Raw genomic sequence first — 15498 nt, 5'->3', positions numbered from 1 at the left:
ACACGAGGGAGACCGCGATGAGCGCACCCGACGGCAGCCCGGTCGGCGCCGAACGCAGCATCGGCCAGCTGTTCGCCTCGGCGACGACCGAATTGTCGGCGCTGGTGCACGACGAGATCGCACTGGCGAAGGCCCAGCTCAAGCAGGACGTCAAGCGGGGGGCGGTGAGCGGCGGCGCGTTCTCCGCGGCCGGCGTCGTCTTCGTGTTCTCCCTGCCGATGCTGAACTTCGCGCTGGCGTATGGCATCCGGACCTGGAGCCACTGGAACCTCGCGGTCTGCTTCCTGCTGTCCTTCGCCGCGAACGTCCTGGTCGCCGGCCTGCTCGCCCTGATCGGCGTCTCCTTCGCCAAGAAGGCGCAGAAGGGCAAGGGCCCGCAGAAGGTCGCCGCGTCCATGAAGGAGTCCGCGGGCGTCCTGCAGAACGCCAAGCCGCACCCCCGCCCGGAGCGACCCGCGCTGGAGGAGCGCGCGCCCGAGGCCATCGAGGCTGTGGCACGCTCGTCCTCATGACGGACCCCGCCACTCCTCCGGCGCAGCCGGCCTCCCCCGTACGCATCGGCATCCCCGGCGGGAGAGAGGTGACGCACCGGGACGTCGCCGCCAACGGCGCCCGCTTCCACATCGCCGAAGTGGGCGACGGGCCGCTGGTGATGCTGGTGCACGGCTTCCCGCAGTTCTGGTGGACCTGGCGGCACCAGCTGGTCGCGCTCGCCGACGCCGGCTACCGGGCCGTCGCCATGGACCTGCGCGGCGTCGGCGGCTCCGACCGCACCCCGCGCGGCTACGACCCCGCGGGCCTCGCCCTGGACATCACCGGCGTGATCCGCTCCCTCGGCGAGCCGGACGCCGCGCTGGTCGGCCACGACCTCGGCGGATACCTGGCGTGGACGGCGGCCGTGATGCGGCCCAAGCTGGTCCGGCGCCTCGCCGTCGCCTCGATGCCGCACCCGCGGCGCTGGCGCTCGGCGATGCTCGCCGACCTCAAGCAGACCCGCGCCGGATCCCACATCTGGGGCTTCCAGCGGCCGTGGATCCCCGAGCGGCAGCTCACCGCGGACGACGGCGCGCTGGTGGGCCGTCTGATCCGGGAGTGGTCCGGGCCGCGCCCGCCGGAGGAGGAGGCGGTGCGCACGTACCAGCGGGCGATGTGCATCCCCTCGACAGCGCACTGCGCGGTCGAACCGTACCGCTGGCTGGTGCGCTCGCTCGCCCGCCCCGACGGCGTGCAGTTCTACCGGCGGATGAAGCGGCCGGTGCGGGTGCCGACGCTGCATCTGCACGGCTCCCTCGACCCGGTGATGCGCACCCGCAGCGCGGCCGGCTCCGGGGAGTACGTCGAAGCGCCGTACCGCTGGCGGCTGTTCGACGGGCTCGGGCACTTCCCGCACGAGGAGGACCCGGTCGCGTTCTCCACCGAACTGGTCAACTGGCTGAAGGATCCCGAGCCCGACCGGTGACCGCCGCGGGCCGCTCGGCCCGCCCTCCGATCCCGTTCGGTGACCACCCCGGAGCGCCCGGTATCCGAACGCCGTACACCTGTCCTACGAACGGCCAATTGCCCGGCGCATAGGCCAATTGGGGGCTGTGGGAGCGGTTATCGACCTTGGGGCGGGGGCAGACGTCGGGGTATGGGCTGGACGCACGACTACAGTGACGCAGCACGCAACCGCCGCTCGGCCGCCGGGCTGAGCTCCCATCAGCGCGGTGGTGCTCCGCAGATGACGAGCACCGACCCGCGGGTGGGGATCCCGCGCATCCTGCGCCGCCGGGCCCGCTGGGTCTCGGTGCGCCTGCGTCACCCGCGCGGCTGACCCGCCGGGTCCCCGGCCGGGCGCCTCACAGGGCGCAACTGTCGCTGTCCACCTGTTCGTTCGCCGTACGACCCCGGGCGATGTCTTCCTTGATCTCGTCCGCGGTCAGCGCGTACCCGGTGTCGGCGTCGTCGAGGGACTTGGCGAACACCACGCCGTAGACCTGCCCGTCGGGCGTGAGCAGCGGGCCGCCGGAGTTGCCCTGGCGGACGGTCGCGTACAGCGAGTACACATCGCGGCGGACGGTGCCGCGGTGGTAGATGTCCGGGCCGTTGGCCGAGATCCGGCCGCGCACGCGGGCGGCGCGCACGTCGTACGAGCCGTTCTGCGGGAAGCCGGCCACGATCGCGTCGTCGCCGCTGGCCGCGTCCTTCGCGGTGAACTTCAGCGCGGGCGCCTTCAGGCCGGGCACGTCGAGTACGGCGATGTCGCGCCGCCAGTCGTACAGGACGACCGTCGCGTCGTACTTGCGGCCCTCGCCCCCTATCTGCACGGTGGGCTCGTCCACGCCGCCCACCACGTGCGCGTTCGTCATGACGCGGCGGTCGGCGAAGACGAAGCCGGTGCCCTCCAGCACCTTGCCGCAGCTCGGCGCGGTGCCCATCACCTTCACGATGGACCGCTGGGCGCGCGCGGCGACGGGGCTGCCCGCGAGCGCCGGGTCGGGCGGCTGGACGTCGGTGATCGGCTCGTTGGAGAAGGGGCTGAAGACCTGCGGGAAGCCGTTCTGCGCGAGGACCGAGGAGAAGTCGGCGAACCACGTGTCCGCCGCGTCCGGCAGGGCCCGCGAGACGCCGAGCAGCACCTTGGAGTTGCGGACCTCCTTGCCCAGTGTCGGCAGGGTCGTCCCCGCGAGGGCCGAGCCGATCAGCCAGGCCACCAGCAGCATCGCGACGACGTTGACCAGGGCGCCGCCCGTGGCGTCCAGGGCGCGGGCCGGGGACCAGGTGATGTAGCGGCGCAGCTTGTTGCCCAGGTGGGTGGTCAGGGCCTGGCCGACCGAGGCGCAGACGATCACGACGATCACCGCGACGACCGCGGCGGTGGTGCTGACCTCGGAGTTGTCCGTGAGGGCGTCCCAGATCACGGGCAGCAGGTACACGGCGACGAGGCCACCGCCGAGGAAGCCGATCACCGACAGGATGCCGACGACGAAGCCCTGCCGGTAGCCGACGACCGCGAACCACACGGCCGCGATCAGCAACAGGATGTCCAGCACGTTCACCGCTTCAAGCCTCGCCTCGTCACTACGCGATCACACCAGGTCGGCCGGGGTCTCCGGCCCGCCGCTCAGCGGCAAACGGACTCCAGCCCCCGGACACCACGGCACGGGGGCAACCCTGTCACGACCGCCAGTCCAGCGGGACCTGCCGGTCGCGGTTCCAGGGGCGCTCCCAGCCCGCGAAGTGCAGCAGGCGGTCGATCACACCGGCCGTGAAACCCCAGACCAGGGCCGATTCGACCAGGAACGCCGGGCCGCGGTGGCCGCTGGGGTGGACGGTGGTGGCGCGGTGGGCGGGGTCCGTGAGATCCGCCACGGGGACGGTGAAGACCCGCGCGGTCTCGTTCGGGTCGACGACGCCGACCGGGCTGGGCTCGCGCCACCAGCCCAGCACCGGGGTGACCACGAAACCACTGACCGGGATGTACAGCTTGGGCAGCACGCCGAAGAGCTGCACGCCGGCCGGGTCCAGGCCGGTCTCCTCCTCGGCCTCGCGCAGCGCGGCCCGCAGCGGCCCGTCGCCGTGCGGATCGCCGTCCTCCGGGTCGAGCGCGCCGCCGGGGAACGACGGCTGCCCGGCATGCGATCTCAGCGACCCGGCCCGCTCCATCAGCAGCAGCTCGGGCCCGCGCGCGCCCTCGCCGAACAGGATGAGCACCGCGGACTGCCGCCCCGCCCCGTCGGCGGGCGGCAGGAAGCGGCTCAGCTGCAGCGGCTCGATCGTCTCGGCGGCCCGCACCACCGGGTCGAGCCAGCCGGGCAGGCCCTCCTTGGACAACGTCACCGGCCCGCCCTGTGTGTCGCTCGCGCGCGTCATCTCCACCCCCGTTCCACCTTGTCCAACGCCCGGCCCCACCGAGATCGTTCCGTCATCCGGCCCCCAGTGGCGGGGCGGGTTTCCCGCCCGCGTCCAGGTAGGCCTGCGGGGGGTTCAGACGCTGGCCGGGGAAGCCGCCCTTCTCGTACTTCAGCAGCTTCTTCGCCTTCTCCGGGTCCGTCTCGCCCTCGCCGTACGCCGGGCAGAGCGGGGCGATGGGGCAGGCTCCGCACGCCGGTTTGCGGGCGTGGCAGATCCGGCGGCCGTGCCAGATCACGTGGTGCGAGAGGTCGGTCCAGTCGCTCTTGGGGAACAGCGCGCCGACGGCGGCCTCGATCTTGTCCGGCTCCGTCTCGTCGGTCCACTGCCAGCGCCGCACCAGCCGCTGGAAGTGCGTGTCCACGGTGATGCCGGGCCGGCCGAAGGCGTTGCCGAGCACGACGAACGCGGTCTTGCGGCCGACGCCGGGCAGCTTGACCAGGTCCTCCAGACGGCCGGGGACCTCACCGCCGTACTCCTCCACCAGGGCCTTGGACAGCCCTATGACCGACCTGGTCTTCGCCCGGAAGAAGCCGCAGGGGCGCAGGATCTCCTCGACCTCCTCGGGGTTGGCGGCGGCCAGGTCCTCGGGGGTGGGGTACTTGGCGAAGAGGGCCGGGGTGGTCTGGTTGACGCGCAGGTCGGTGGTCTGGGCGGACAGGACCGTGGCGACGATCAGCTGGAAGGGGTTGACGAAGTCCAGCTCCGGGTGGGCGTACGGAAAGACCTCGGCCAGCTCACGGTTGATCCGGCGGGCGCGGCGGACGAGGGCCGTACGGGACTCCTCCTTGCGGGGCCGGGAGGCGGAGACGGGCTGCGCAGGGGCGACGCCCTTGACGGCGGCGGTGGCCTTCTTGGGCGCGACGACGGCTTTCTTGAGCTTGGCGGAGGCGGTCGCGGCCTTCTTCGCCGGGGCCTTCTTCGCGGGGGCGGCCTTCTTGGCGGACGTGGCCGCCTTCTTGGCCGTTGTGGCCTTCTTGGACGTCGTGGCCTTCTTCGTGGCGGCCGACTTCTGTGCCGCGGCCGACTTCTTCACAGGTGCCGCCCTTTTCCCTGATGTCTTCTTCGCGACTTTCGCCGCTTTCTCACCCCCGCCGGACTCCTGTTCGCCCACAGCGGAATCCCGACGTACAACCACCAGCTCAGCCCCCTTGGCCTGTGCTCTCACCGGCGATTTGGACACCCGGCCAGCCTAGAGCCCGGCACCGACATCCGCCCCGGACCCGGAAGATCGGCGCCCAATTGGCCCCCTGCCGCTTACCTCCGGACGCGTGTACGGCATCCTTGTGACAGATCACACTGTTTGGACCGTCCGGCAAAATGGGCACCACGGTCCCCTGTACCCCCGGGGACCAAGATCCCCTGAGCAGGTCGACAAGGAGAGAACTCGTGGACGACGTTCTGCGGCGCAACCCGCTCTTCGCGGCTCTCGACGACGAGCAGGCCGCGGAGCTTCGCGCCTCCATGAGTGAGGTGACCCTGGCACGCGGCGACTCCCTGTTCCACGAGGGCGACCCGGGCGACCGGCTGTACGTGGTGACCGAGGGCAAGGTCAAGCTGCACCGCACCTCCCCCGACGGCCGCGAGAACATGCTCGCCGTGGTGGGCCCCGGCGAGCTGATCGGCGAGCTGTCGCTGTTCGACCCGGGCCCGCGCACCGCGACCGCGACCGCGCTGACCGAGGTCAAGCTGCTGGGCCTGGGCCACGGCGACCTCCAGCCCTGGCTGAACGCCCGGCCCGAGGTGGCAGCCGCGCTGCTGCGCGCCGTCGCCCGCCGCCTGCGCAAGACCAACGACGCCATGTCGGACCTGGTCTTCTCCGACGTCCCGGGCCGCGTGGCACGCGCTCTGCTGGACCTGTCGCGCCGCTTCGGCGTGCAGTCCGAGGAGGGCATCCACGTCGTGCACGACCTGACGCAGGAGGAGCTGGCCCAGCTGGTCGGCGCCTCCCGTGAGACGGTCAACAAGGCGCTCGCCGACTTCGCCCAGCGCGGCTGGCTGCGCCTGGAGGCCCGCGCGGTGATCCTGCTGGACGTGGAGCGCCTCGCGAAGCGTTCCCGCTGACGCGGACGACAAGGCGCTGACGCGGACAGCAAGCCGCTGACGCGGACGACGAGGCGCTGAGGCGGACGACAGGTGCCGACCCGTACGACGAAGCGCTGACGCGTACGACAGGGGCGGCGGCCTGCGCGGGAAAATCAGTCCCGGCCGGGCCGCCGTCACGGCACAGTGGGGCGATGCCCCACACCGCCCGCCCCCAAGGCCTCGACCCCGAGGGCTTCCTCGCCCGGGAGGGCTCCCTCGCGCGCGTGCCGCACGCCTTCCGCCCGGTGGTCGCCGTCGCGCGTGACCGGCTGACCGCTCTGTTCGGGGCGCGGCTGGACAGCGCGTACCTGTACGGCTCGATCCCGCGCGGCACCGCGCGCGTGGGCCGCAGCGACCTGGACCTGCTGGTCGCGCTGCGGGAGGAGCCGGCCGACGCCGACCGGGACGCCGTACGGGCGCTCGGGGAGGCCGTCGACCGGGAGTTCCCGCAGATCGACGGCGTCGGCACGCTTCTGTACAGCCGGGCGCGGCTGCTGAGCGAGGCCGAGCGGTACGACCTGGGCTGGTTCGTCGCCTGCCTGTGCACCCCGCTGCTGGGCGAGGACCTCGCTGCGCGCCTGCCGCGCTACCGGCCCGATTCCCGGCTCGCCCGCGAGACCAACGGCGACCTCGGCCGGATCCTGCCGCGCTGGCGGGAGCGGATCGCCGCGGCCGGGGACACCGAGGAGGCCCGGCGCCCGCTCGTGCGCTTCATGTCACGGCACCTCGTCCGCACCGGGTTCACCCTGGTCATGCCCCGCTGGAACGGGTGGACCAGCGACCTCGGCGAGATGGCCGAGGTGTTCGGGGCGTACTACCCGCGGCGGGCCGGCCAGCTGCGCGCCGCTGCCGTACGCGGCCACGAGCCCGTCGGCGACCCGGAGGTCCTGCGGTCGTACGTCGACGACCTCGGGCCCTGGCTGGCGGCGGAGTACGCGCGCGTGCACGGCGTCAAGGCGCTCCGCGCGGACGAGGGGCCCCCGGCGGACGAGAGGCGGCCCCCGGCGGACGGGACGCCCCGGGACGGACGAGAGCGCCCTTAGATCAGGCCGTGCTCCTCCAGGTACTCCAGCTGGGCCCGTACCGACAGTTCCGCCGCCGGCCACAGCGAGCGGTCCACGTCGGCGTACACGTGGGCGACGACCTCGGAGGGCGTGCGGTAGCCGTCCTCGACGGCCGTCTCGACCTGGGCGAGCCGGTGGGCGCGGTGGGCGAGGTAGAACTCGACGGCGCCCTGGGCGTCGTCCAGGACGGGTCCGTGGCCCGGCAGGACCGTGTGGACGCCGTCGTCGACCGTGAGGGACCTCAGGCGGCGCAGGGAGTCCAGGTAGTCGCCGAGCCGGCCGTCGGGGTGCGCGACGACGGTCGTGCCGCGGCCGAGGACCGTGTCGCCGGTGAGGACCGCCCGGTCGGCCGGCAGATGGAAGCAGAGCGAGTCCGCGGTGTGGCCGGGGGTCGGTACGACGCGCAGCTCCAGGCCACCGACCGTGATCACGTCCCCGGCGGACAGGCCCTCGTCACCGAGCCGCAGCGCCGGGTCGAGGGCACGCACGCGCGTACCGGTCATCTCGGCGAACCGGCCGGCGCCCTCGGCGTGGTCCGGGTGGCCGTGGGTGAGCAGGGTGAGGGCGACGCGCCGGCCGGCCTTCTCGGCGGTGTCGACGACCGCGCGCAGGTGCCCCTCGTCCAGCGGGCCCGGGTCGATCACGACGGCGAGGTCGGAGCCGGGCTCGGAGACGATCCAGGTGTTCGTGCCGTCCAGGGTCATCGCGGACGGGTTGGGCGCGAGGACGTTCACCGCGCGCTCGGTGACGGGCCCGGTGGTGACCCCGCCGCGCGGCCGGCCGGGAAGTGCGCTGGCGTCGGTCATGCGGAGGCTCCCCCGGTCGGGATGTGCTTGGTGAACTCGTCGTGGCCCGGCCAGGACAGCACGACCTCGCCGTCGACCAGACGCGCCTGGGCGAGGACGGGCGTCAGGTCGCGGGCGGGTGCGGCGGCCAGCGCCTCGGCGGCGGTGGCGTACGGCGTGAGCTGGCGCAGGGTGGCGATGGTGGGCGGCATCATCAGCAGCTCGCCCTTGTCGTAGCCGTCGGCGGCGTCCCCGGGCCGGATCCACACGGTGCGGTCGGCCTCGCCGGAGGCGTTGCGGGTGCGCTGGCCAGCCGGGAGGGAGGCGACGAAGAACCAGGTGTCGTAGCGGCGCGGCTCGAACTCGGGGGTGATCCAGCGGGTCCAGGCGCCCAGCAGGTCCGAGCGCAGCACCAGGCCGCGCCGGTCCAGGAACTCGGCGAAGGAGGTCTCGCGGGCGACCAGGGCGGCGCGGTCGGCCTCCCAGTCGGCGCCGGTGGTGTCGCCGACGACGGTGTCCGGGGCGGGGCCGGCCAGCAGGACGCCGGCCTCCTCGTAGGTCTCGCGGACCGCCGCGCAGACGATGGCCTGGGCCTCCGTCTCGTCGTCGACACCGAGCCGCTGCGCCCACCACGCGCGCGTGGGGCCCGCCCAGCGCACCAGATGGTCGTCGTCGCGCGGGTCGACGCCGCCGCCGGGGTAGGCGTACGCGCCTCCGGCGAAGGCCATGGAGGCGCGTCGGCGCAGCATGTGGACGGCGGGGCCGCCGTCGGTGTCCCGCAGGAGCATCACCGTCGCCGCGCGCCGGGCCGCGACCGGCGTGAGGGTGCCGGCCGCGAGCGCGCGGATCCGGTCCGGCCATTCCGGTGGATACCACTGCCCATTCGCCATGGCCGGAGGCTATCCCGTGCTGGGCGAATGTTCGAGAGGTGATCGAGAGCGGGGGCGCTCAGGGCCTACGGGGAGGGACCTCAGGGCCCCCGGAAGGGACCTCAGGGGGCCAGCTCGACCTGGACCTCGACCTCCACCGGCGCGTCCAGCGGCAGCACCGCCACGCCGACCGCGCTGCGCGCGTGCACGCCCTTGTCGCCGAAGACCGCGCCGAGGAGTTCGCTGGCGCCGTTGAGGACGGCGGGCTGCCCGGTGAAGTCGGCCGCGGAGGCGACGAAGCCGACGACCTTCACCACGCGCGCGACGCGGTCCAGGTCACCGGCGACGGACTTGACCGCGGCGAGCGCGTTCAGCGCGCAGGTGCGGGCCAGGTCCTTGGCCTCCTCGGGCGTGACCTCGGCACCGACCTTGCCGGTGACGGGCAGCTTGCCCTCGACCATCGGCAGCTGGCCGGCCGTGTACACGTACGGCCCCGACTGGACCGCCGGCTGGTAGGCGGCCAGCGGCGGCACGACCTCCGGCAGGGTCAGTCCGAGTTCGGCGAGCTTCGCCTCGACCGCGCTCATGCCTGCTTCTCCCGCTTCAGGTAGGCCACCAGCTGCTCGGGGTTGTTGGGGCCGGGCACGACCTGGACGAGCTCCCAGCCGTCCTCGCCCCAGGTGTCCAGGATCTGCTTCGTGGCGTGGACGAGCAGCGGCACGGTGGCGTATTCCCACTTCTTCATGGGGCGACTGTAGCCGCTGTGGCCGGTGGGGCAGCCGGCCGACCGCGAGCGGTGTTCCTGGGGTGTTATCCACAGCCTCCCGTCCGTGCGCGGCACGGACTGGTTACGCTCGAAGACGTGAGCAGGCTCCAGGTCGTCAGCGGCAAGGGCGGGACCGGAAAGACGACGGTCGCCGCCGCCCTCGCGCTGGCCCTCGCGACGGAGGGGAAGCGGACGCTTCTCGTCGAGGTCGAGGGCCGGCAGGGCATCGCACAGCTCTTCGAGACGGAGGCGCTGCCTTATGAGGAGCGGAAGATCGCCGTCGCGCCAGGGGGCGGCGAGGTGTTCGCCCTGGCCATAGATCCCGAACTGGCCCTTCTGGACTACCTCCAGATGTTCTACAAGCTGGGCGGCGCGGGCCGGGCGCTGAAGAAGCTCGGCGCGATCGACTTCGCCACCACCATCGCGCCCGGACTGAGGGACGTACTCCTCACCGGCAAGGCGTGCGAGGCGGTGCGCAGAAAGGACAAGTCAGGACGTTTCGTCTATGACTACGTGGTCATGGACGCGCCGCCCACGGGCCGCATCACCCGCTTCCTCAACGTCAACGACGAGGTGGCGGGCCTGGCGAAGATCGGCCCGATACACAATCAGGCGCAGGCCGTGATGCGGGTGCTGAAGTCGGCGGAGACGGCCGTGCACCTGGTGACGCTGCTGGAGGAGATGCCGGTCCAGGAGACCGCCGACGGCATCGCCGAACTGCGCGCGGCCAGGCTGCCGGTGGGCCGGGTCATCGTGAACATGGTGCGGCCGGAGGTGTTGGACGCCGCCGAGCTGGAACTCGTCCGCAGCACACCTCGTACGGCCGTGGCCCGTTCGCTGTCGGCGGCCGGGCTCGGCGGGGCGCGGCGCGGCGGGCACGCGGAGCGGCTGGTGGACCCGCTGCTGCGCCAGGCCGAGGAATACGCCGAGCGGTACGCGCTGGAGCACGAGCAGCGGGCGGTCCTCGGCGAGCTGGGCCTGCCGCTGCACGAACTGCCGCTGCTCGCCGAGGGCATGGACCTGGCGGGCCTGTACGAACTCGCCACCGAGCTGCGGAAGCAGGGGATGTCATGAGTCCGGAGCCGGCCCTGGCCCAGGAGGGCGCGCGGGAGGGCACCCGTCACCGTCTCTCCCCCGCGCGCGTGCTCGACCTCGACCCGCTGCTGGACGACCCGAAGACCCGGATCGTGGTGTGCTGCGGCTCGGGCGGCGTCGGCAAGACGACCACGGCGGCGGCGCTCGGCCTGCGCGCCGCCGAGCGGGGCCGCAAGGTCGTCGTCCTCACCATCGACCCGGCCCGCCGGCTCGCCCAGTCCATGGGCATCGACTCGCTGGACAACGTGCCGCGCCGGGTGAAGGGCATCGAGGACGCCGCGGGCGGCGAGCTGCACGCGATGATGCTCGACATGAAGCGCACCTTCGACGAGATCGTCGAGGCGCACGCGGATCCCGAGCGGGCCGCCGCGATCCTGGGCAACCCCTTCTACCAGTCGCTCTCGGCGGGCTTCGCGGGCACGCAGGAGTACATGGCGATGGAGAAGCTGGGGCAGCTGCGGGCGCGGGACGAGTGGGACCTCATCGTCGTCGACACCCCGCCCTCGCGCTCCGCGCTGGACTTCCTGGACGCGCCCAAGCGGCTCGGTTCCTTCCTCGACGGCCGGCTGATCCGGCTGCTGACCGCGCCGGCCAAGCTGGGCGGGCGGGCCGGGATGAAGTTCCTGAACGTCGGCATGTCGATGATGACCGGCACGCTCGGCAAGCTGCTCGGCGGTCAGCTGCTGAAGGACGTCCAGACGTTCGTGGCGGCGATGGACACCACCTTCGGCGGGTTCCGCACCCGCGCGGACGCCACGTACAAGCTGCTCCAGGCGCCGGGGACCGCGTTCCTGGTGGTGGCGGCGCCGGAGCGGGACGCGCTGCGGGAGGCGGCGTACTTCGTCGAGCGGCTGGCGGCGGAGAGGATGCCGCTGGCCGGTCTGGTGCTCAACCGGGTGCACGGCAGCGGCGCCGCCCAGCTGTCGGCCGAGCGGGCGCTCGCCGCCGCGGAAAATCTTGACGAGCGCCGCATTGTGGATCAGGACGGCGGGAAAGCTGGACTTCGTAACTCTCCCGACACGTACGGCAGTTCAGATCACGCGGAACCCTCCGCACCCGCGTCGACCTCCGGCCCCGGCTCCCCCGCCACGGAGGCGGCCACGGAGCGTGCGGACGATACGGCGGCTGACACGGCTGCGGACGATACGGCGGCTGCGGACGCGGCAGCTGACGATGCGGCGGCTGATACGGCGGACGGCACGCGCGCCACGGATCACCCGGACCGCGCGGACGGCGGCGTCGACGAGCTGACCGCGGGGCTGCTGCGGCTGCACGCCGAGCGGATGCAGCTGCTCTCCCGCGAGCGGCGCACCCGTGACCGTTTCACCGCGCTGCACCCCGAGGTCGCGGTGGCCGAAGTGGCCGCGCTGCCCGGCGACGTACACGACCTCGCGGGCCTGCGGGACATCGGAAACCGCCTCGCGGCCAACCGCCCGGAGCTGCCGGAAAGCAGCGAGGGCCCGGCCGGGGCGGGGGCGTGAGCCCACGTCGGTGACCGCCCGCGCGGTGCCGCGCGGGTACGGCGGTGCTGCGCGGGCGTGGACCCGCGCCGAAGCGTGTCGGTGTCGTCGCGCGGACGTGGCGGTCGCCGAGCCCGTGGACGCCGAGAGGTGGCCTCAGCTCACCGCCGCGTAGTTCTCGTACACCTGGTCGTCGTCGAGCGGCACGATGCCCACGCCGCGCTCGTACTCCGTGCGCGCGGTCTCCAGGAGCCGGCGCCACGAGGTGACGGTCGGCCGCCTGCGCAGCAGTGCGCGGCGCTCCCGCTCCGTCATGCCTCCCCACACGCCGAACTCGACGCGGTTGTCCAGCGCGTCGGCCAGGCACTCGGTCCGCACCGGGCATCCGGTGCACACCGCCTTGGCCCTGTTCTGCGCTGCTCCTTGAACGAACAGTTCATCCGGATCGGTAGTGCGGCAGGCCGCCTGCGCACTCCAGTCGGTTACCCAGCCCATACCGGCGCCGTCCTCTCCCGAATCGAGGCTCCCCCACGGCGGCAGCGGCATATTCACCGCCGCCAGTTGAGGACGTTACGGAAGGTGGGGACAGCGCAACACCCCCAGCGGGCCCAATCTTGAATGGTCCGAACGGACTATGGGTAAGCGGCAGATCACCCGGGGGAGTGAGGTGGCGACATGCGTGATCATCCCGGCAAAACGGGGCAGTCGCGCCGCGTCACAACGGACGACGGATGACACACGAGGCGGATTCGGACACGTCCCCACCAGAAAGTCGGGTACCTCCGGAACGATTCGGGGTCGCCGGACGTATTGATACGTGACCGCACTGCTGTGACAGTTGAGAGCAGCTTAGGCCAAGGCCTGCACGCGTGTCCGGCGAATGCGAACCCCGCCGCCCTCACTTTGCCGCGCCGTCATCGGCGAGGCGGGACACGTCCGGTTCCGGGCGGGCCGGAGGGCGGCGCGCCGACCGCCGGGGCCGATTGGAGCACGGGCGTCGGCATGGCCGCCGACCAGGGGGTAGACGTAGCAGCGGTGGGCGCACCGCCGACCGGTCGCGAACATACCGAGGAGCGACCGCTCCTTCGGAAGGCTCTGGAGTACGGATTAGGCTGCCCTCATGCCAAAGAAGCGCTCGGGCGGTGGTCTGTCGCCAACGCAGCAGGCCGCCAAGTTCCTCGGTGTCAGTGTGCTCGCCGGAGCGGTGCTGGCCGGCATCGCGATGCCCGCCGTCGGCGCGCTGGGCCTGGCCGCCAAGGGATCGGTGGAGAGCTTCGACGAGCTCCCCGTGAACATGAAGACGCCACCGCTGAGCCAGCGCACCACCATCCTCGACGCCGACGGCGGCCAGATCGCCACGGTCTTCTCCCGCGACCGCACGGTCGTGCCGCTGAAGAACATCTCGCCGTACATGCAGAAGGCGATCGTCGCGATCGAGGACTCGCGCTTCTACCAGCACGGCGCGATCGACCTCAAGGGTGTCCTGCGCGCGCTGAACAAGAACGCGCAGAGCGGCGGCGTGGCCCAGGGCGCGTCCACGCTGACCCAGCAGTACGTGAAGAACGTCTTCGTGGAGGAGGCCGGCGACGACCCCACCAAGGTCGCCCAGGCCACCCAGCAGACCATCGGCCGCAAGATCCGCGAGCTGAAGTACGCGATCCAGGTCGAGGAGGAGCTGGGCAAGAAGCGGATCCTCGAGAACTACCTGAACATCACGTTCTTCGGCGAGCAGGCCTACGGCGTCGAGGCCGCGGCCCAGCGCTACTTCTCCAAGCACGCCAAGGACCTCACCCTCCCCGAGGCCGCCCTGCTGGCCGGCATCGTGCAGTCCCCCAGCCGGTACGACCCGGTCAACGACGAGGCGGAGGCCACCAAGCGGCGCAACGTCGTCCTGCAGCGCATGGCCGAGGTCGGTGACATCTCCCAGGCCGACGCCGACCAGGCGAAGAAGCAGCCGCTCGGCCTGAAGGTCAGCAAGCCCAAGAACGGCTGCATCACCGCCGTGAAGGGCGCCGGCTTCTTCTGCGACTACGTCCGCGAGATCTTCCTCACCGACCCGGTCTTCGGCAAGACCCGCGCGGCCCGCGCCAAGATCTGGAACCAGGGCGGCCTGACCATCCGTACCACCCTCGACCCGCAGGCCCAGGACTCGCTCCAGGACTCGGTCAAGGAGCACGTCTACAAGGACGACGAGGTGGCGACCGCCGCCAGCATCGTCGAGCCCGGCACCGGCAAGATCCTCGCCATGGGCCAGTCCCGGCCGTACGGCTTCGGCAAGAACGAGACGCAGATCAACCTCTCGGTCGACCGGGCGCAGGGCGGCGGCATCGGGTACCAGCCCGGTTCCACCTTCAAGCCGTTCGTGGCCGCCGCCGCCATCGAGGGCGGCATGCCGGCGACGAAGGTCTACGGCTCGCCGTACAAGATGGAGTACCCGAGCCCTGTCCAGGCGTGCGACGGCAAGACGTGGCAGAACCTCAAGGGCGAGACCCTGACCAACGAGAACGAGTCCGAGTCGGGCCCGTACGCCATGAAGGAGGCGATGGCCAAGTCGGTCAACACCTACTTCGTGGAGATGATCGGAGACATCGGCATCTGCCCGGTGATCGACATGACGAAGAAGATGGGCGTCGAGCGGGCCGACGGCCGCGCGCTGGACCAGAGCCCCTCACTCGCCCTCGGCACCGCGGTGATGTCCCCCCTGACCATGGCGAACGCGTATGCGACCTTCGCCTCGCGCGGCATGTACTGCACGCCCGTCGCCATCGAGTCGATCAGCCAGCGCATCGGCGACCAGACCAAGTCGCTGCCGGTCCCGAAGTCGACCTGCTCGCGCGCGATGTCCGAGACCACCGCCGACACGATCAACACGCTCCTGCGGGGCGTCGTCGAGGACGGCACGGGCCGGCAGGCGGGTCTCGGCAGCCGCCCCAGCGCCGGTAAGACGGGTACGACGGACGAGCGCTACTCGGCCTGGTTCGTCGGGTACACGCCCAACATGGCCGGCGCGGTGTGGGTCGGCGACCCGGCCCACGACCGGAAGATGCAGCAGATCTCCATCGGCGGCGTCTGGCACGACAAGGTGTACGGCGGTGAGGTCCCCGGACCGATCTGGAAGAGCATGATGGCCGGCGCGCTGGACGGCCGGCCCGCGCCGGACTTCAACCTGATCAACATCCCCGACCCCGAGCAGGACAAGGACAAGGGGCGCGATCACGACGGCGGCGGCAACGGCGACGACAAGCCGGGCAACGGCCATGGCAACGGCGGTCTCATCGGCGGCCTGATCGGCGGCACCGACACCGGAGGCACGGACACCGGCGGCACGACCGGCGGCACAGACCCGCAGCCCACGTTCACGCTCCCCGAGGGCTTCATCCAGGGCAACGAGAACGGCGGCGGGAACGGCAACGGCGGGAAGTTCCCGTAAGCCTCCCCGGCCGGCCGGCTGAACGACGACGAGGGGCGCCCTCCGCCCGGAGG

At 72.1% G+C, this 15498-nt stretch carries 16 protein-coding genes; 8 read left to right on the top strand and 8 right to left on the bottom strand.

Annotated features, from left to right (window positions below; genetic code table 11):
• The first annotated feature begins 17 nt into the window (after positions 1-17).
• The 3 genes from IE308_RS25990 to IE308_RS25980 all read left to right on the top strand — a co-directional run bounded on the left by IE308_RS25990 (position 18) and on the right by IE308_RS25980 (position 1813).
• Positions 18-512 carry a phage holin family protein gene (locus tag IE308_RS25990; protein WP_110629506.1) on the top strand — a complete coding sequence of 165 codons (495 nt, stop codon included), beginning with the start codon at positions 18-20 and terminating at the stop codon, positions 510-512.
• The gene (locus tag IE308_RS25985) at positions 509-1459 is read left to right on the top strand and encodes an alpha/beta fold hydrolase (RefSeq protein ID WP_110629505.1); all 951 of its coding nucleotides are present in this window, start codon (positions 509-511) and stop codon (positions 1457-1459) included. Before IE308_RS25990 ends, IE308_RS25985 begins: the two co-directional genes overlap by 4 nt.
• A 171-nt stretch (positions 1460-1630) precedes the next feature.
• On the top strand, positions 1631-1813 hold the full coding sequence (locus IE308_RS25980; RefSeq protein ID WP_110629504.1) for a hypothetical protein: 183 nt from the start codon (positions 1631-1633) through the stop codon (positions 1811-1813).
• A 25-nt stretch (positions 1814-1838) separates the two neighbouring features.
• Here the strand turns inward: IE308_RS25980 and IE308_RS25975 are convergent, their stop codons facing one another.
• From IE308_RS25975 to nth, 3 genes are all read right to left on the bottom strand, one after another.
• Complete coding sequence (locus IE308_RS25975) at positions 1839-3038, bottom strand: MarP family serine protease (RefSeq protein WP_110629503.1); 1200 nt, start codon at positions 3036-3038, stop codon at positions 1839-1841.
• A gap of 118 nt (positions 3039-3156) precedes the next feature.
• Positions 3157-3852 carry an NUDIX hydrolase gene (locus IE308_RS25970; protein ID WP_190219859.1) on the bottom strand — a complete coding sequence of 232 codons (696 nt, stop codon included), beginning with the start codon at positions 3850-3852 and terminating at the stop codon, positions 3157-3159.
• A gap of 52 nt (positions 3853-3904) precedes the next feature.
• Positions 3905-4927, bottom strand: coding sequence for an endonuclease III (nth, locus tag IE308_RS25965; protein ID WP_190219748.1), 1023 nt, complete (start codon positions 4925-4927; stop codon positions 3905-3907).
• 353 nt (positions 4928-5280) lie between these two features.
• Between nth and IE308_RS25960 the strand changes: the two genes are divergently transcribed.
• Positions 5281-5955, top strand: a complete 675-nt coding sequence (locus IE308_RS25960; RefSeq protein WP_029382547.1) for a Crp/Fnr family transcriptional regulator — start codon at positions 5281-5283, stop codon at positions 5953-5955.
• Positions 5956-6128: 173 nt separating this feature from the next.
• Positions 6129-7019 carry a nucleotidyltransferase domain-containing protein gene (locus IE308_RS25955; protein ID WP_190219747.1) on the top strand — a complete coding sequence of 297 codons (891 nt, stop codon included), beginning with the start codon at positions 6129-6131 and terminating at the stop codon, positions 7017-7019.
• Here the strand turns inward: IE308_RS25955 and IE308_RS25950 are convergent.
• From IE308_RS25950 to sp36, 4 genes are all read right to left on the bottom strand, one after another.
• Entirely contained in the window at positions 7016-7846 is an 831-nt protein-coding gene (locus IE308_RS25950; protein ID WP_190219746.1) for an MBL fold metallo-hydrolase, read from the bottom strand. The two genes, IE308_RS25955 and IE308_RS25950, sit on opposite strands and share 4 nt — an antisense overlap.
• A complete protein-coding gene (locus IE308_RS25945; RefSeq protein ID WP_190219745.1) occupies positions 7843-8715 on the bottom strand; it encodes an NUDIX hydrolase in 873 nt (290 codons plus the stop codon). The genes IE308_RS25950 and IE308_RS25945 overlap by 4 nt, the downstream gene beginning before the upstream one ends.
• Positions 8716-8816: 101 nt before the next feature.
• Positions 8817-9281 (bottom strand): RidA family protein, encoded by a 465-nt coding sequence (locus tag IE308_RS25940; protein WP_110629498.1) that lies wholly within the window; start codon positions 9279-9281, stop codon positions 8817-8819.
• Positions 9278-9439 carry a Sp36 family protein gene (sp36, locus tag IE308_RS25935; protein WP_110629497.1) on the bottom strand — a complete coding sequence of 54 codons (162 nt, stop codon included), beginning with the start codon at positions 9437-9439 and terminating at the stop codon, positions 9278-9280. The genes IE308_RS25940 and sp36 overlap by 4 nt, the downstream gene beginning before the upstream one ends.
• Before the next feature lie 117 nt (positions 9440-9556).
• Here sp36 and bagA point away from each other — a divergent pair, with 117 nt between their 5' ends.
• Both bagA and bagB read left to right on the top strand, forming a co-directional pair.
• Positions 9557-10534 (top strand): ATPase BagA, encoded by a 978-nt coding sequence (bagA, locus tag IE308_RS25930; protein ID WP_110629496.1) that lies wholly within the window; start codon positions 9557-9559, stop codon positions 10532-10534.
• Complete coding sequence (gene bagB / locus IE308_RS25925; protein WP_190219744.1) at positions 10531-12036, top strand: ATPase BagB; 1506 nt, start codon at positions 10531-10533, stop codon at positions 12034-12036. Before bagA ends, bagB begins: the two co-directional genes overlap by 4 nt.
• A 135-nt stretch (positions 12037-12171) precedes the next feature.
• Here the strand turns inward: bagB and wblA are convergent, their stop codons facing one another.
• Complete coding sequence (wblA, locus tag IE308_RS25920) at positions 12172-12510, bottom strand: transcriptional regulator WblA (protein ID WP_067240880.1); 339 nt, start codon at positions 12508-12510, stop codon at positions 12172-12174.
• A 625-nt stretch (positions 12511-13135) separates the two neighbouring features.
• On the opposite strand from wblA, the gene IE308_RS25915 reads away from it, so the two are divergent.
• Positions 13136-15445: a transglycosylase domain-containing protein gene (locus IE308_RS25915; RefSeq protein ID WP_190219743.1), complete on the top strand. Its 2310-nt coding sequence runs from the start codon at positions 13136-13138 to the stop codon at positions 15443-15445.
• The last annotated feature ends 53 nt before the right edge of the window (positions 15446-15498 follow it).

It is taken from the genome of Streptomyces griseosporeus (assembly GCF_014656055.1).
In the GTDB taxonomy this organism is placed as follows: Bacteria; Actinomycetota; Actinomycetes; order Streptomycetales; family Streptomycetaceae; genus Streptomyces; species Streptomyces griseosporeus.
The sequence above is the reverse complement of the archived record's forward strand: the minus strand, read 5'-3'. Positions and strand labels throughout refer to the sequence as shown.